13 protein-coding genes are annotated in these 16984 nt (G+C 40.3%); 5 read left to right on the forward strand and 8 right to left on the reverse strand.

What is annotated here, in order from left to right:
- Positions 1-10 precede the first annotated feature (10 nt).
- From brxC to HF864_RS02025, 6 genes are all read right to left on the reverse strand, one after another.
- Positions 11-3742: a BREX system P-loop protein BrxC gene (gene brxC / locus HF864_RS02000; protein ID WP_169461453.1), complete on the reverse strand. Its 3732-nt coding sequence runs from the start codon at positions 3740-3742 to the stop codon at positions 11-13.
- Positions 3743-3754: 12 nt separating this feature from the next.
- Positions 3755-4375, reverse strand: a complete 621-nt coding sequence (locus tag HF864_RS02005) for a DUF1788 domain-containing protein (RefSeq protein ID WP_048345182.1) — start codon at positions 4373-4375, stop codon at positions 3755-3757.
- A complete protein-coding gene (locus HF864_RS02010) occupies positions 4375-4971 on the reverse strand; it encodes a BrxA family protein (protein WP_169461454.1) in 597 nt (198 codons plus the stop codon). The genes HF864_RS02005 and HF864_RS02010 overlap by 1 nt, the downstream gene beginning before the upstream one ends.
- Before the next feature lie 113 nt (positions 4972-5084).
- Positions 5085-6764 (reverse strand): hypothetical protein, encoded by a 1680-nt coding sequence (locus HF864_RS02015; protein WP_169461455.1) that lies wholly within the window; start codon positions 6762-6764, stop codon positions 5085-5087.
- Entirely contained in the window at positions 6764-8767 is a 2004-nt protein-coding gene (locus HF864_RS02020; RefSeq protein WP_169461456.1) for a hypothetical protein, read from the reverse strand. The genes HF864_RS02015 and HF864_RS02020 overlap by 1 nt, the downstream gene beginning before the upstream one ends.
- Positions 8767-10353, reverse strand: a complete 1587-nt coding sequence (locus HF864_RS02025; RefSeq protein WP_169461457.1) for a hypothetical protein — start codon at positions 10351-10353, stop codon at positions 8767-8769. The genes HF864_RS02020 and HF864_RS02025 overlap by 1 nt, the downstream gene beginning before the upstream one ends.
- 207 nt (positions 10354-10560) lie before the next feature.
- Between HF864_RS02025 and HF864_RS02030 the strand changes: the two genes are divergently transcribed.
- On the forward strand, positions 10561-11502 hold the full coding sequence (locus HF864_RS02030) for an NAD(P)H-binding protein (RefSeq protein WP_169461458.1): 942 nt from the start codon (positions 10561-10563) through the stop codon (positions 11500-11502).
- A 349-nt stretch (positions 11503-11851) separates the two neighbouring features.
- Here the strand turns inward: HF864_RS02030 and HF864_RS02035 are convergent, their stop codons facing one another.
- Complete coding sequence (locus tag HF864_RS02035; protein ID WP_169461459.1) at positions 11852-12409, reverse strand: phosphoribosyltransferase family protein; 558 nt, start codon at positions 12407-12409, stop codon at positions 11852-11854.
- Positions 12410-12739: 330 nt separating this feature from the next.
- On the opposite strand from HF864_RS02035, the gene HF864_RS02040 reads away from it, so the two are divergent.
- The 3 genes from HF864_RS02040 (at position 12740) to HF864_RS02045 (ending at position 15261) form a co-directional block, all read left to right on the forward strand.
- A complete protein-coding gene (locus HF864_RS02040; protein ID WP_346774601.1) occupies positions 12740-14365 on the forward strand; it encodes a DUF2075 domain-containing protein in 1626 nt (541 codons plus the stop codon).
- Positions 14362-14520: a DNA/RNA helicase domain-containing protein gene (locus HF864_RS09590; RefSeq protein WP_346774602.1), complete on the forward strand. Its 159-nt coding sequence runs from the start codon at positions 14362-14364 to the stop codon at positions 14518-14520. The genes HF864_RS02040 and HF864_RS09590 overlap by 4 nt, the downstream gene beginning before the upstream one ends.
- 81 nt (positions 14521-14601) lie before the next feature.
- Positions 14602-15261: a sugar O-acetyltransferase gene (locus HF864_RS02045; RefSeq protein ID WP_169461460.1), complete on the forward strand. Its 660-nt coding sequence runs from the start codon at positions 14602-14604 to the stop codon at positions 15259-15261.
- Between the two features lie 143 nt (positions 15262-15404).
- Here HF864_RS02045 and HF864_RS02050 read toward each other — a convergent pair whose 3' ends face one another.
- Positions 15405-15773 carry a hypothetical protein gene (locus tag HF864_RS02050; RefSeq protein WP_169461461.1) on the reverse strand — a complete coding sequence of 123 codons (369 nt, stop codon included), beginning with the start codon at positions 15771-15773 and terminating at the stop codon, positions 15405-15407.
- A 160-nt stretch (positions 15774-15933) separates the two neighbouring features.
- Between HF864_RS02050 and hrcA the strand changes: the two genes are divergently transcribed.
- Positions 15934-16983 (forward strand): heat-inducible transcriptional repressor HrcA, encoded by a 1050-nt coding sequence (gene hrcA, locus HF864_RS02055; RefSeq protein WP_169461462.1) that lies wholly within the window; start codon positions 15934-15936, stop codon positions 16981-16983.
- Position 16984: the final 1 nt, after the last annotated feature.

Here is a 16984-nt window from a genome sequence, read left to right on the forward strand (position 1 = left end):
TGTTCCTTTACTAGAAGTTGATGTTTAAATCGTCGTAATTCTTCATTTCGTGTTCAATTGAACGTCGTAATTGTGCAAGATATTTATCAAGATCGGCTTCACTAGAAATGTTCCAAGTCTTATCTTGTAACAGCTGCGTTACTTGATAAGTGTGGCTAATCCGGGCTTTAACATGGACTGGTTCACTAGTTTTTGTTTTTGCGTCCGTCGTTGAAGCGTTATTGCTGGAGTTTGCATCAGAACTAGCATCTGCTGATGCAGTGTCACTATTTGAATTTGCTAAACGAATTCGTAATTGTTCGTTAGCGTCGTTGAAGGCATTTCGAAATTCTTGATCAGTTTCTTTAATGTCCTTTTGTAAGCCATACATTTGAGCATAGGCATTAGTGTCCTGGCTGCTGCTTAACGCTTTGGTTTTTTGATCGATTTCGTCAAAACGTTGCATAATACTCTTCTGAAGGTGATTAATTTCAGAAGTACTAAGGGCGGAATTAGTTATTAAGTTTAATAAATCAGTTCGTTTTTGTTGACTTATGGCAGTAACTGAAGCTTGTAGTTTATCAATTATCTTGATATATTCATCAGCGAATTGAGTATTGAGTGTTTTCAAATTACCAATACTATAACTGGCATTATCATTCCTCAAATTTTTAATAAGTTTATCAGCAGTTTCTTTTAGCGTATCATCACTAAGAAACGCTTCAGCAGCTTTATAACGTTGATAGTAATCATAGCTCCGGTTCCAGGTTTTTTGTTGTGGACTAAAGGAAGTACTGTTATCACCGTAGAAATCAGCTAAACCCTTATCTTCAAACTCGTCAGTCCAATCTTCAAATTTATCTAGATTCTTGGAGATGGTTTCAAACAGAGTATCGCTGTCTTGATTTAAGATTGGCGTTAAGAGTCTAATGCCATCGCTCAATAATTCATGGCCAGGGTAAGCTAATTCATTAGCATAGCTTTGTTGCTTCATGTATTGCAATTTATTAATGAATTTTTGAGTTTTACTTTTAACTTCATTGGCAATTTTTTCTGACGGATCGTCAAAGTTAGACAGCATGCGTTGTTGCAGCACTTCATCTAAGTACTCTTTAACATCTTCTTTTTGCCGCTTAGACAATTCTTTTACAGGCTTCAATTTGATCTTTGAAGTATAGGTGCTTTGCACGAAGTACTTAGAAAAGTTTTTCGGATCTTTGCGAGCTTCTTCTAAGGTTAATTGTTCGTTATTATAGAATAGACGCAATTTACCGTCAGTAAAAGCTTTGGCTGCTAGCCAAGCAATATCAGCATCAGCGTAACCAAAAGGACTGTCCTTAAAATGTTTATTAACATTAGCTAGTGATATATCCTTAATCTGGTTATTCTGTAGATCGACATATTTAAGCAGAGCATTAATGGCTTGAATGTTCTCTTCGTTGTCCAAAATACCAGCCTGATTTTTACCTGCTAAAAGATCAAAAAGATCATCATTGCTCTTGAAAGTATCAATATAATTTAAGTTTCGATAGAGATCGTCAATTAATTGTTTCTTCGCATCAGCTAAACGAGTCTTAAAGTTACTACCCCCACTAAGGACATTGTCTAAGACGTAAATGTCAGCATCTTGAAGATCTTTTTCAATTCGAGTGTTAGTAGATTCGCTAATTTCTTGATATTCAGCACTTTTGACCATAATGACAGCTTGCTTGGCTGGGTCGCTTTGAGTGCTACCCTTGCTAAGGTATTCTTTCAATCGCAGACGCCGGCGCATACTTTCAATATACTGTTCATCATTTTTAAGGGTGACGACAATTGTATTATTTCCAGCGGCCGTTAAGCTAAATTGTGCTGGATCGTAGGCATCAATTACTAATGGCGAAATGATTTGAATATTTAATGGTCTTCCTGTTTGGTTAAGAGCACTTCCATCAATCGTTTCACTAAACTCAAAAATATATTGTTTAGGCTTCTTGGGATATTGATATTTTGCATCGATTAAATTGCTATTAAGTAAATAGTTACCTATTTCTTGAACAATACTACGATCATCAATATCAATAGAGTTGATCTCTTCGTTAATTTCTTGTTCAGAATCAGTCAAGAATTCATAAGTATCAACATGCTGTTGAACATAGTTTTTACGTACTAATAGTTTAAGTGATGCCGCCACTTTATTCTTAAGAGCATTTAGATCAACGTTGATGTTATCCAACATTAACGTGGTGATATTTTCTAGCGTAGCCTTAAAGGTTTCGACATACTTAACCATGAAGAGAACTGCTAAGACTTGTTCGTTAAAACCGAAATCTTCATTGTTAGGATTAACTTCATTGTCATTTTCAGCTTTAGTGAAGACAACTTGATGATCATGACTTAAGAATTGACGCATTCCGGGGAAAAAGGCAGCAAAAGGTATTAACACGTTTATATTTGATTCTTTGTAGCGAATAGCAGCTTCCTGGAATGTAGCTAACATTGAGCGCTCTCCATCAGACATGTTTTTACCGTTAGCACCTTTACTTCGGATCATATTTAGAGAGTCTTTAAGCAACTCAAATTGATAAGGAATAAAAGGATAGTTATTTGCAAAACGTTCAGGTGTATCGAATTTTTCTCGATTCATGCTATCTGTAAAGTTGATTTTATTATCAATGGTAAAACCTTGCTCTTGATAAAGGTTTTCCAATAATTCTTGATAATTAGGCTTTTTAGAAAGTAAACGTTTTTGAATAACTTCACCAGCATTAGCACTGGTCATAGTAATCATTGTTTTAAAACGACCTTGGATTTTAGAAAAGTCGTCACGTGTTTTATTGAAAGTGCTAACCACCGTGTTCATTTGTTGTTGAGAAGTTACGACAACCCATGCACGGCCCTGACATTGAATGCCTAGTTGTTCGACAATGGTTTGTAAATTAAGCATCTTATTGCCATCATCACCAATGAATTGTCCAACTTCATCGGCTAAAAATATAAGGTGATGATCTTTACCAGCCTGATCAAGATAGTCCTTAATCAATTTAGCAAATTGTTCAGCATTAATTGAGAAGGGAGCAGGACTAGTTACATTGTCTACATAACGTTTGGCCGCCTCTTTATTGTTAATAAATCCGCATTTTTCCAGTGCTTCCTGGATGCGACTACTCAGCAAAATATAAGCACGACGAGAATCTTTCCAACTAGTATTTTCATTAAGCTCTTTAAAGACATTTTGAAATTCTTTAAACTTACCAGCTTGGTCTAGTTCACGCTCCATATTGGCAACTCTAGCTACTGGTGAATAGCCTAACTTTTCGTTAAAAACACGCAAGAATACGTCTAGAATGGTATTGCCATCTTGGATACTACTATCAGCCTTTGAATCAATATTAAAAAGAATGACGTCGTTTGGAATACTAGTAGCCTTTAAAATGCTATTTTTTAAAGAATCATCGTCAAACTTGCCATCTTCTAAAAAGTAATCGATGGCATTTTTACCAGCAACAACATCGTTTTCAAGCAAGTAAGAGAGAATCTTTAAGAAGTGGGATTTACCAGAACCGAAGAACCCACTGATCCAAACACCCATTTCTTCAGTAGGATGCCCAATACTTTTATCGTATTCGTCGAAAAATTTCTTAAAGTCGTTTTGCAGCTCACGAGTTACAACATACTCTGAAAGTTCAGTTTGTTTAACTTGTTCATCTTCTGAGCCAACTTTAATAACACCGTTAATTGGTCGATCGATTTGTTTAGCAAAAATTTCTTTTAGTTGTGTCATAGTTTTTCTTTCCTAGTCAATTCTAAATGCGCGATAGTAATTTTGATCTTTAACTTCACCAAATGCCTGTAAGCTAAAACTGTCGTATTTTCCCGGATAAAAGAAGATTACCGGATAATTATCGATTACTTGCGTCATTGCGTTTAAAATTTTATGAGTACGTAACAGGGGATAAACTTCTCCCAAACCGGTGATAAAGATAATGCTTTCATTCTTAGGTAGGCGGTTTTGAATGTATTTTACAATTGCATTATCTTCCTTGGTGATTTCCATAATATTTCCGACTTGTTCGATCAGGTAGTCCATACCATTCCTTTCCTCGACCTTTTCTAGTTCGTTTACAGCAGCTCCATCAGTTTCGTTAGTTTCAGCAACTAGGTAATCAAAGCTTTTGATTTCTTTGATCATAATATCGAAAACATTAAAACAGCGGATGTTAAGCTGAGCAGCCATAGGTGAATCTAGGAATCGTTTTAGTAATGTCCGCATTTTTAAAGTCTCAGTGACTGGATAGTCAAAGATGTAATAGCCCACCTCATTTGAGAGACCTTGATTATGCTGAAAACTAGGTGATTGAATCTTATCTTTAAGATGTTGAAATCGTTCTTCCAAGCTATAAGTTACTTGTGCCATTATCTACCTCCTAAAGCAGCTAATTCATAATCTAGTTGTGTAGCCTTCATGGTAGCTACTAAACGGGAATCTAGTAATGGAAAACGAGTAACAAGGTTCTTACCATCTTGTTCAAAGAGCCCCGCACTTTTGGCGAGATATTTGAGAGCACCCTTAACCCTTTGAATAGTATTAACTGACCATTCGCCCACTTCTGGATTATTAATACGTTCTACATTTAAGAAAGATTCAACTTCGTAATCATGAAAGCTAGTATCACGAACGATTATTTTAGGTCGATAAACCTCATAAATAAATTCATCCAAAATACGACTGATTAGCATGATTGAAAGTAGTGCCACTAATTTTTGATTACTTGTGTCGAGACTTGGAAATAATTCAATAATTGGTTGTGGTAAAGCTTTGACACGGGCAGCAAGATTTCCCGAACATCTTTTGGCTTGTAAAGTAGTTGATTGTCTAAATAGGTTTTCTTCGCGTCCTTGTTGTTTAATGTCTGAGATACTCATGCCATTTAAATAAAGATTAATAAATTGGCTAAGTTCTGTAGTCCAGAGTTGGTAAGAAGAAATACCTCCATTGTATTTTCGCTCCATGATATACTCCTTAATTGGATTATCTTAACTATTGAATTATAGCAAAATAAAACTTATAAAGCTAAAACACGAACATTACCTATCTTGTTCACAAAATAAAAGGTAATTAAGGATTAAAAATGAGCATATATCTCCTTAAGCTTGTTATCAATTTCATCAGGGGCTGGCAATTCTTTTGCTCTTAGTGACTGCAGATATCGATATAGGTCTGGCTGAGCCCTTTCATAGGTAAGAATTGCATTTGTGTAGGGGCGCGTCCAATAATTCGTGGTTGTTTTGGCTTTTTGGGCGATTTCGATCAGGTCGCTTTTCATTTTATTGACGATCTTTTCAACTTTCACATAGTTTTCAAAAGAAAGAATGCCATGTGTACTAAGATGCTCGATGTTTACGTGTTTTTGGTGAATTTCATCTTTAGCAACGATAATTCCCCAAGTGTAGGTGGTGTTGCATAAACAATAGTGTTTGGAAGAATTGACTCCGGTGTAACCAACATCAAATCCTATGAAACGATATTCTGATTGCTTAAAAATTTTTTCTATAGCAGAAGTGCTTAGGGAGCAAAGATGTGGAATGACCGTATCAATGGCATCTTTTTTAGGCTTTGTAAGTGATTGTGCAAAGCGTGAATATTTTGCATCTAACTTATCTTTTTCCTTTTTTAAAGTAACTTTTTCGATGCTTGTTGGACGCTTTAATTTTTGAGTTTGTTTTATTGCTGTATTGGATGGGGTTTGATCAGATTTGGCAACTGATCGGGCTTTGTCTGATTTAGAAGACTTAATATCAGCTTGACTGGTTTCTGTTTGTGTGGTGCCATAAATTAAATCATGCAAATGGCGGTAAATTTCAAAGTCAGTCATGTAAATATGTTGTTCGGTAGCATCTTCTATTAAAGAAATCGGCCAAGAATATAATTTGATAAGTTCTTTTTCTTGGTATGGAAGCTGTTTGGGCAACTCAAAAATTACCATATTATTTAGAAACTTGTGGATATTATTATGCGGTCTCTTTTTAAGCTCATACTTTTTTAAGTTCAAAGTGGAGTATAGAGCCCAGCAAGCATAGTTAAGATTATTGTTGATGATTGGGTTGGAACCGTCTTGTGGATAGACATGCAAGAGCCCATCTTTATTTTCAACGATGATATCGATCTGCTTTGACTGTTGATTATTTATGATTGGCAAAGCAGCATCAAATTGTGAAGTAGCTTTAATCCATTTATCGTTTTTTCGATTAACTAATGGTAAAAAATCACGTACCGTATAGCTTGGTAAACCAAAGAGCGTTCTGACATTGTCAACATTAGCAAGTTTTTGAATTCGGTAAAAACCAGTTCCCGACATTGACGGATGTGAATTGGATAAGAAAGAGGTACGAATAAAAAGTCGCTTATTAAATACCGCCTTATTTTCGGATGCAGGAAAATATAGGGGTTGTTGGTTTCTTTTGGCACTCAAAAAGAAACCGGTATTAAGGTATCTTTCAAAGATATAATCAGCAACCTTTGATGGAGTAGCATCAAAGATCTTATTGTTGGTATTTTTATTAATGCCTTTATCCTTATTGATGCTTTCAAAATGATTGATGAATTCAACGGTTGCATTGATCAAATCAGTTTTATTGATTCCATGTTGGTTTTCAGATAGAACAAAAAGCATCTGACGGGCAGCTGCACTGTAGATAATAATCGCTTGATATAGACTAGATTGCTTATCTTGCCGGTTAGCATTATCAAGTGCTTTAATGTCCAGATCATTTTGGATTTGCTGTAGGAGGGTTATTTTATCCATCAGTCAAGCTCCTGGAATTTCATTAAATAATGGGCAGTTGGTGTATCATCTTTGGTCAGCAGCTCATTAAGCAAATGCTTTTTACCACTTGCATAGACATACCCAAATAGTGGCAGGTAGACATCGCGTTTGTCTAGAGCTTTGGTTATCCAGGCAGTCTCTTCTTCGATATGCTTTCGCATTGGTTGATTGATACCTTTGAGATTGTCAAGATGAGGATAGTCAAATATATCAAAACGAGTACTCTTATCAATTGCTGGGGTTATAGCTACTCGGGATGACTGCAATCCAAAAATATCAGTAAAAATTGGTGTTGCAAAATTATATAAACCTCGAGGCGCCAAGTTCAAATCATCCATAAAGCTTTCGGTCAAGATGACCCACTTATTAGGTAAGTGTACTAGCGAATTAATATGTGACAGCCAAGAGCTCCCCGCTAGGTTATTCAAGATAATAGCAGGCGATTTGATATTTTTAAGTTCTTGAAGAATAGCTGCTGAGAATCTACCAGTGCATTCAATCTGCGTTGCTGGTTGACCCGTTAAAAGTAATGCAGCTAATTGAGCGATATCAAGTGCATCGTCACCAATTAATAAAAGAGGACGATTTTGATTGTGAAGTATATAGAGATATGCTGTTAGTTCGCCGAGAAGGCTATGATTGTTGATCATTGGCTCTAAGGTGTTTTTAAGCGCATTATATACGTCTTTTGCATTGGTAGTCTCAATAGGTGCTGTTTGTGGGTCAACATTAAACTTAATGGGATTAAATGGTGAGATCGCCAGATGATGGGGGTGACTGACAGGATTAGTTTTTGGCATCATAGCCTGATTAAAGGCCATTTCCGCAATAAAGTCAGCAGCATTTTTTCGCGCGTCTTCAATTCGTTGATGGACCTTAGCTTCAACATCCGTGGCTAATTGCTGTTGTGATTCGAGCTTTTCTTTTTTAGCCGTCAGCTCCTCAATTTGTTTGGTAAGCTCAGTTTTCTTGGTACTGAGTGAGCTGATATCTTTTGTTAGTTTTTCTAGTTGTTTTGTCTTAGAGTCATTTTGCTTTTTCCAGTCGTCTTCAATTTCGTTAATGGCTACCTGACGAATTGACTCATTGTTTTTAATTGTGTACTTGAGGTTAGCCATATCCTCATCATTACCAGTTGCCAGATTTTGTGCGTTCTCAAAGATGTCTTCATAGGCGTCATTGACCTTTTGAATGTCATAGTGGTACTGTTCGGCAAGCTGAGCAGTCCAGTCATCCTCATTAAGATCATTTAGAAACGACTTGAACAACTTTAAATTTTGAGAATATTTACCGGCTTTTGCGGTATGATCTTTAAGCCGTTCTAAAATTTCGGAACGAACGATGCCATAAACATCTTTGGTTGGAACGTTTGAGATATTTGGTGAATATATCTCAAGATTCTCTTCACTGGTCAAAAAGAATCGATCATTTGCATTCTTTGGAGCAGCAACTTCATAGCAGTATTTACGAAGTTGTTTTCTGGTATCAAAGTTGTATTTCCTAAGAAACGTATTGCTGGATTTAAGACCATATTTATGACCACTATCTTTTAAGTAGAGGTCGTTTTTAATATCAAGATACAGCCCCTGTACTTGACCATTGGCCGACGGTGCAGTTAACACTAAAGTATTGTAATTAGGATGATCAATATTGAAGCCGGATGTTCTAAGTGCTTTAATAATCTCTTCAGGTCTACTAAAACTACTTTTTTGAACAACAACCGGTAGTTTTTCGGTCCCCTTAGATAGTTCGAGATGTTGTTCATATAGTCTAAGATCGCAAAAGATATAAGACTTGCTGTAGTTTTTAAAATGGTTTTGAATATATGGATTGGTGCTTAGATCAATCTCTGGATAATCGTAATTGCCGACTGACTTCAAGATACCAGAAGCTTTGTCAAATTTTGCCTTGCAGTAGGCGGTCAATTTATTTTTATCTGAATAGTCGATTAAAAACAGTGATGTACCAATTAGTTCGTTCATTAATAATATTCTCCGTTGACGATTTTATTTAAGATATTTTTAGCTTTAATTGTGATGTTCTGTTGGCGGGCTTGACTGCATACCCATTGATAAGTAGTTGGATAATCTGTCAGTGATCTTTTAAGTCGGTTGGAAACGATAGTGAAAGTTGTTGCTTCACCGATTTGTCTTTTTAGCAGGTTGAGCAGCTCTGAATCATTAAGCCTGCTTTGATCATTGTTAGCCGATGACTTATCGATAATTGATGGCTGAGATTGAGACGGTTTAGATTGAGGCTTGCTAATTTTTGCCGTTTGTGAGAATACACAGTCAGCACCATAGAAAACCTTTAGACTAGAACCGGCAACCAGGTTAGGTAAGCAGAATGGTTTGTTAGCCTCAAGCGATTGACTGCTAACTTCAAATTTACCCATATATTGTTTTAAGGTGGCATTATATAAAGGCTTTATGTAATGATGATGCTCCTTTGTATATGGCTTGAGTGATAGATCATTTTTTGATTGTTCACTGGCTTGAGAGGTTGGAATAAACTGCTTGTAGTTGGCAATATCGTTAGTATTTCGACCATAAGCAACAACCATCCCGTTATTATCATTAGGTTTTAAAGTGAACAGCTGTGGATTTTCAAACAGTTGTAAGAGCCGGTCTTGATCAAGATTTGGACGTTTATTGGTTCTTGGAGCATAATCAAGCCACGCCTGGCCATGTTTATAAAGGTAAAGCGTATCGCCCAAATAGCTGATGCCATCTTCATTTTTGAAATGCTCGGGCCAGATTAAATCAACATCAGCAACGTTTTTGGTGATTCGATAATCAATTCCCGCATCATTACCGAGATCGTTTATTTGCAAAAAGGGCCTAAGTTTATTGGGACCAAAATGTGTATCAAAGCTAATTTGAAAAACGTTCCAACCGTTTGAATGTACCAGCAGTTTTTCATTGATTCCGGGGTAGGTAAAGCTATTTTTCGTCGTCAAAACAATATATTCATTATTGGGATTTAACTCCCCACCCAGATTGACTCGCATGCCATCACTACTTCTAAAAATTAGATACTTTGATTGAAGAGTTTCAAAATCGGCAATTTTATCAGAGTGATCCGGCAAATCATTATAAAGAGTATATTTATTGGCAACAGTGCTTCCCAGATTAACCTTGGTTGAAAAATTATTCGGGTCAATTTTGACTGGTGCAATTTTCTGAATTTTTTTGTGATGTTTATGATAAATACCCAAATTTTTGTACTTAGATAGTCCAGGATTGGCTGCATGTGGAAGTACCAACTCTAAATGGAATTTTTGTTCTTTATCAATGACTATCTTAAGTCCAGCAAAATGAGTCGGAAGTGTAAATAAGGCCTGCTTAGAACGTTCAGGACAGTTTTTATCGATGTCTCCTTTGCTGTGTTTGAAATAAGGATCTCTTACTTTGCCAACACTGAGGGTAACAAAGTGATTGCAAAGATCGCACAGTAACCGCTTTTCATTAGCTCTGATGGTATGGCAATGTGATTTTTCAGATGCCTCTTTGACAGTAACATGATGCCAGTCCCCGTTTTCCCAATAACTGACATGATTTAAACTCATAATATCCCCAACTTTTCATTATTAAGTAAATAACATGTTTAATTTTAACACGTGAAAGCGATTGAGATTAATTGTTAACTGAAAACCCTGTCACTTCACCAAGTTAGTTTATAACCATATCAACTCCAAAAGTCATGCACACAGTCAATTGACAGTCTCATTCCAAACTCGCTAGAATAAATTAACTAGCGAAAGGAAGCGATTTCAATGACAAAAGTTTTACTGACTGGTGTTGGGGGCAATCTGGGAACGCAGGCAGCTGAAGATCTCATACGCTTGACTGATCCGAAGAACCTGATCTTTGTTGGTTATGATGAAGCGGCATTGGCAAAGTATGCTGAAAAAGGAGTCGACACGCGCCAGGCTGATTTCAACCATTTGGATGGTTTGGCTGACAAATTCAAGGGTGCCGATGTCTTGGGGTTGATCTCAATGCCATTTGTTGGGCAAAAACGTCAGCAGGCTCAGCAAAACGTGGTAGATGCGGCCAAAGCAGCTGGAGTCAAAAAGATTGTCTACACTTCTTTGGTTAATGCTCAGGATCCAACCAATCCAAGCAAGGAAAAGATCGACCATGCCTTTACTGAAAAATACATTGAAGATAGTGGCTTGGACTACATTTTCCTGCGTAACTCACAATACGCTGAGGCCATGATCACCAACTATTTCACGTTCGTCAAAAACGGCGGGGTGCTGATGAACAACCAGGGCGATGGCAAGATGGCCTACATTTCGCGTAAAGACTGTGCCAAGGCGATGGCTTATGCGCTGCTGGCTGACGATCGGCACCACCAGATTCTCAACATCAATGGTGCCGAATTGATGACGATCAGCGACTTTATCAAAATCGGTAATGAACAGACTGGCAATCACGTTACCTATAAAGAAGTCACTGACGAAGAAGACTACCAGATCTTTGATGCGATGGGTGTGCCGCGGACCACGGATGGACAGTTCAAGAAGGGATCTGAAGCGCCATTTTCTTCGGAGGGGATGGTGACGTTTGGCCAAGCCATTCGCGAAGGCAAGATGGATACTTTCACCGATGACTTTAAGAAACTGACTGGCGGTGATCCAATCACGGTTGCCGAAATGTTTGCCCACAGTGATGACTATCAGATTGGTGAGCGCCACTCCAAAGACGACTAGGCAGATCCTTAGTTAACGCAAAAACGACCTCACAGCACTATGCCGTGGGGTCGTTTGCTTTTTGGAATTAAAATGTTCAGCTTGTCCGATATTCATTATTGATTGCATAAAATATCTGAGCGAAAATTCATAACACACTTTTGAAGCAAAAATACGATTTTGTGTGTAAAAACTTCGTGCCGATTTCATTTTCTGCGATTTGATTACACGCAAATCACTAAAAAATCCCAAAAAGTGTGTAATAGTCAATTCGACATACAGATTAGGTTGGTAGCTGTTGAAAAGTCGAAACCGTCGTTAGGACTTGTGCGAACTGGCAGTCCTTGAAATGTCAAACCGCGTTGATAAATTATTTAATTGTACCGTCTAGATTAAACAATGGCAACTTGCCCAAGAATACCACATCATCGCGTTCAGCAGCATCACCCTCAGCCAGGATCGTCGCCTTGGCAATAATTTGAGAGCCCGCCAGTTTCAGTAGTTTTTCAGCCGACTGCAATGAGCCCCCGGTACTGACCACGTCGTCAACCAGGATCACCGACTTACCTTGCAGCTCTTTGGCATCGGCGCCATCCAGAACCAATTGCTGCTGGCCCTGGGTGGTAATGGAGTCAACCGTAGTCGTCAGCGGATCTTTCATATAGCTTTTAACCGACTTGCGAATCACGAATGAGCGGGGATGGTTGGTCAAAAGGCTGAGATCGTGCGCCAGTGTGATACCCTTGCTTTCAACGGTTACCACATAGTCAAACTTGTGTGGCAGCTTTTTGATCAATAATTCGGCTGCAGTTCTAGACATCGCGTCGTCGCCCAACAGCACGAATGAGGCGATTGCGGTGTCATCACTAATTGGAATCAGCGGCAAGTCACGGATTTGGTCGCCAACGGTAATTCGATATTTTTGCATTTGAAATCCTCCTTACATCCCCAAGTGGCAAAATGATTTTTAAAAGCTCGCCTGACACCAGACTAACGAAAGAATCAATTAGGACAGTTACAGTGCCTTTTATGGTAACCCATCTTAAAACCGAACTTTATCGCGCTGGTTAAATTAGTAATTTCTATTATACAGGAACATTATTAAATTAAATTACCAAAATTGTCAAGATAAGATTAAAATCCATTCTCACGCGGCATATTAATGAATTTATGCCATTATCGATAAATCAACTATAATATAATTAGAAAAACGGCCATGAAAACGTTGCTGGCCAATCATGATTAAGCGGGGATGATTATGAGTAAAAAAACTAAGGATAATATCAAGGATCCCTTGATATTTGAGACGGCCTATCGCAGGGACACAGCTGCTCATTTGGATGAAGAGATTGAAAAACGCTACCCAGGCAAGTATCACGAACAAGAACTTTTGACTGAGTATCCAACGGTCTACATCATTGATAATCAAGGTAAGCAGAGTAATTACAAAGAAGACTATACGGTTTACGTAGGCGAGACCATCGATATCCAGCGCCGGACTCTGGAGCATTTGGATGCCGATCCGGAAACACGCCAGGACTGGGAAGAATTGCGCAATGCCAAAAACGCGCACATGTTTGTGATTGGCCACGAGCATTTCAATAAGTCGCTGGCCTTAGATATTGAAAATCGCATGATGCAGTATCTGAGCAGCGTGGACGTCATTTCCAAGCTGAACAACCGCCGCGAAAATGCCCAACGCAAGTACTACACCAGCGATGAGTTCATTCCGATTTTTAACCGTATCTGGGATAAGCTGGGTGAAAACAAGAAGTACCATAACTTGTTTCCACCACGGCGTATTCTGGAAAAATCTGCCATCTTTAAGGCCTCACCATTCAATAAGCTGACTGATGAGCAGGCTATGGCCAAACGCAAGATTTTAAAAACTGTCGAGCAAGCCCTGGCAACCGATCAGACCGGCCAGTTGGTTTTGGTGACTGGCGAGGCTGGTGCAGGGAAGACAGTTTTGATGAGCAATATCTTTTATGAGTTGGCCAAGCAGGATCATCTCAATGCCGTCATGATGGTCAATCATCCCCAGCAGCTCAAGGTTTACCAGCAGATCGTCAAAAAGCTGGGGATAGGTGACGATGAAACGGTCATCAAGCCATCTCGCTTCATCAATCGCCATGATGAAAATCATCAAGCAGACGTGGCCTTTATCGATGAGGCACATTTGTTGTGGACCCAGCAGAATCAAGGCTATCACGGCCATGGCAACAATCAGCTGCTCGATATTCTCAAACGGGCCAAAGTCGTCTTGGCGGTTTATGATCACAAGCAGGTACTGACGGCTGATGAGATCATGGAAAATGAAGATTGGCAGCATCTCAAGCGACTGGCTGGTGACAAAGTAATTCGACTGAAAAATCAAATGCGGATTGCGGCCTCGGATGAAACGATTCGCTGGATTCGCGACTTCGTGGATCAGCGCCGCATCTATCCGATTCCAGTCGACGACAGCTATGATCTGCAGATTTTTGATGATCCACGCGCAATGGAACAGGCAATTGCCAGGTTTAACGCTGAGGATCATGGCCATGGCATCAGTCGGATGGTGGCAACGTTTGACTGGAAATATTCTAGCAGCAAGCCCAAAGATGGCAGCTACTGGTGCGTCAGTGAAGGAAATTGGTCGATGCCTTGGAATCTGCAGCTGAAAGGCAACGTCAAAAAAATCAATGGTGTCAAATACAGCGACCTTTCCTGGGCCGAACAGCCGCATACGATTCACGAGATTGGCTCAACTTATACCGTCCAGGGCTTTGATTTAAATCATGTTGGCGTGGTTATCGGGCCGTCCGTTAAGTATCTGATGGCAAGGTCATCTTTGATCCGAGCGCCAGTGCCAATAAAAAAGCCGTTCAGCGTCGGACGATGAAAGATCACTCTAAGCAAAGATTTGGTGAGCAGTTGCTGCACAATGAATTGAACGTTTTGCTGACGCGGGGCGTGCACGGCCTATATCTGCACGCCGTCGATCCGCAGCTGCAGGCAGCCTTAAAACGGGCAGCCATGGGCAAGAGACAAAAATAATCTGGCTTATGCAATTGGTGAAGAACAGCCGTTTATGGGACGAGACGCAATCATTAATTTTTGAGAGGAATTTTTACTTCGATGGATGAATTTGAAAAAATGGCTAGCGGGCGGCTGTACAATCCAGCTGACCCAAAGCTTGATGCCTATCATCTGCAACGCATGGCTTTGTGCCAACAGCTGAATCAGACTTCGATTTTGGATCAGCAAACGGTTGAGCGGTTAAAAACAGAGCTGATTCCTTCATCCAAGGGGAAATCGCTGGGACTGTTTTTGCCGTTTTATTGCGAATACGGCACCAATATCCACGTTGGCAAAGAATGCTTTATTAATTATCACTGTACTTTTTTAGACGTTGCGCCAGTTACGCTTGGTGACAATGTTTGGCTGGGCAGTGGGGTAACGATTGCCACGCCATGTCATCCATTTTTGCCTAAGGAGCGTTTGGCGGCTCAATATCCCGATGGTTATCATGATCTGGAATATGTCAAGCCGGTCACGATTGAGCCAAACTGCTGGATTTGCGCTAACGCCACGATTACTGGCGGGGTGACGATTGGCGCGGGCAGCATTGTGGCAGCCGGTGCCGTGGTAACCAAAGATGTACCAGCCAATTCTTTGGTAGCCGGCGTGCCCGCGCGCGTGCTTCGCCAGCTGGACGAAAAAGACCGCCTCGATGTCTGGCAGACTTATCAGCAAGGTGAAATACCGCGTTCGCTACGAGAAAAGGAACGCGGCTGATAAGTTTATTGACTGTGCTTTGGCTTGCTAAAAAGCGTTTGCTCTGCCGTATAAATAAGGCTTATTGGCAGCTGATCTTGATTCATACTTAAAATAAAAACAGCGGCCGATTAGGAAAGCGACCGCTGCTTTTGCGACTATTTTTAATGACGACTGGCGCGGTGTGCACTGCTGCCGCCAATTTTGTGCACCTGGCGCTTAAATTTCTGCCCGTTGGCTGGCGCAAAGCGGAAATGACGCATCTTACCGGCAAATGGACGCCCACTGAGCCGAATCGTCGTCCAGCGGCGCATCAGTTCGGTCATTTCATGCAGGTCCTTTAAAAGCGCGGTCTGGCCTTCTGCTTCGGCTGCCTGCTTGATGTCGGTCTGCAGTCGCATGATCAAATTATTGTGATACTGAAGCAATTCCGCGGTCAATGGCGCGTTGCGGTATTGGTTGAACAGTTTTTGAATCAGCTCCATGGCTTCTTTGGCGTTTTTAGGTTGGACGTAGCGGTTTTCTTCGTTCATAATTGGACTCCTTTAATGGATGTTTGGAAATAATTTGACCAATCTTGACATTTTTCTAGAAAAATAGTTTGACTATTATTGACTTTTAGTCGTGTGGTTGGTATATTATAAATTGTGTTTAGCACTTAGGCAGTTAGAGTGCTAAAAGGAAGTGATGCCAATGCTAACACAGCGTCAAAAGCAAATCCTGCAAGCGATTGTACGTCAATACACGGCGACTGGTCAACCGGTCGGTAGCAAGGTCTTGGCTGATAAGCTCCCGATTAAGGTCAGCTCAGCTACGATCCGCAACGAGATGGCAGTCTTGGAGCGAGAAGGGTTCGTGAAAAAAGAGCATTCCAGCTCTGGTCGCGTTCCTTCCAAGCAGGGCTATCGTTATTACGTTGACCATCTGCTTGATCCAGCAGCCGTTACTGATAGTGATCTGATGGTAATCCAAAATTCGTTGGGGGCCGATTTTCACAAGATTGACGAGATTGTTTCACATTCAGCCGACATCCTTTCAGCGCTGACGTCATACACGGCGTTTACCCTGAAGCCAGAACAAAAAGACGTGCACTTAAGCGGTTTCCGTTTGGTGCCGCTGGGTAATCAAAAAGTCATTGCCATTCTGGTTACGGACAGTGGCGAGGTAGAGAGTCAATCATTTACTTTGCCTAAGAATCTGGATACGCAGGCTTTGGAAGCCGTGGTACGCTTGATTAACGATCAGCTGGTGGGATTGCCGCTGGCGGTGGTTGTCAAGCATCTGCAGACTGACATTCCATTAAAGGTTAGTCAGTATCTGCACAGTCCCGACGGCTTTCTGCAGATCTTTGACAGCGTATTGGGGCGGGCGGCTCGCGAAAAATACTTCGTCGGCGGGCGGCTCAACATTCTCGGCTACTCTGATCGGCAGAATCCTCAGGCGCTGCGGGCATTGTATGGACTGCTCGATCAAAGCGATAATCTGTCAAGCATCATTGATTCCGATTCTCCAAATGATGGAGTCAATGTCAAGATTGGCAGTGAGATTGCCAACAATCAGGTGCTCAACGACTACAGTCTGATCACCGCTACCTACGACGTCAACCAATACGGCAAGGGTATTATCGCCGTGCTGGGACCGACGCGGATGCCTTATTCGCGGACGATTGGCCTGGTTGACGCGTTCAGACGCGAGCTGGCTAAACGACTGCTCGACTACTATCACAATTATTACGATTTATAGG

Source organism: Lactobacillus sp. MRS-253-APC-2B (genome assembly GCF_012843675.1).
GTDB classification, from domain to species: Bacteria; Bacillota; Bacilli; order Lactobacillales; family Lactobacillaceae; genus Limosilactobacillus; species Limosilactobacillus pulli.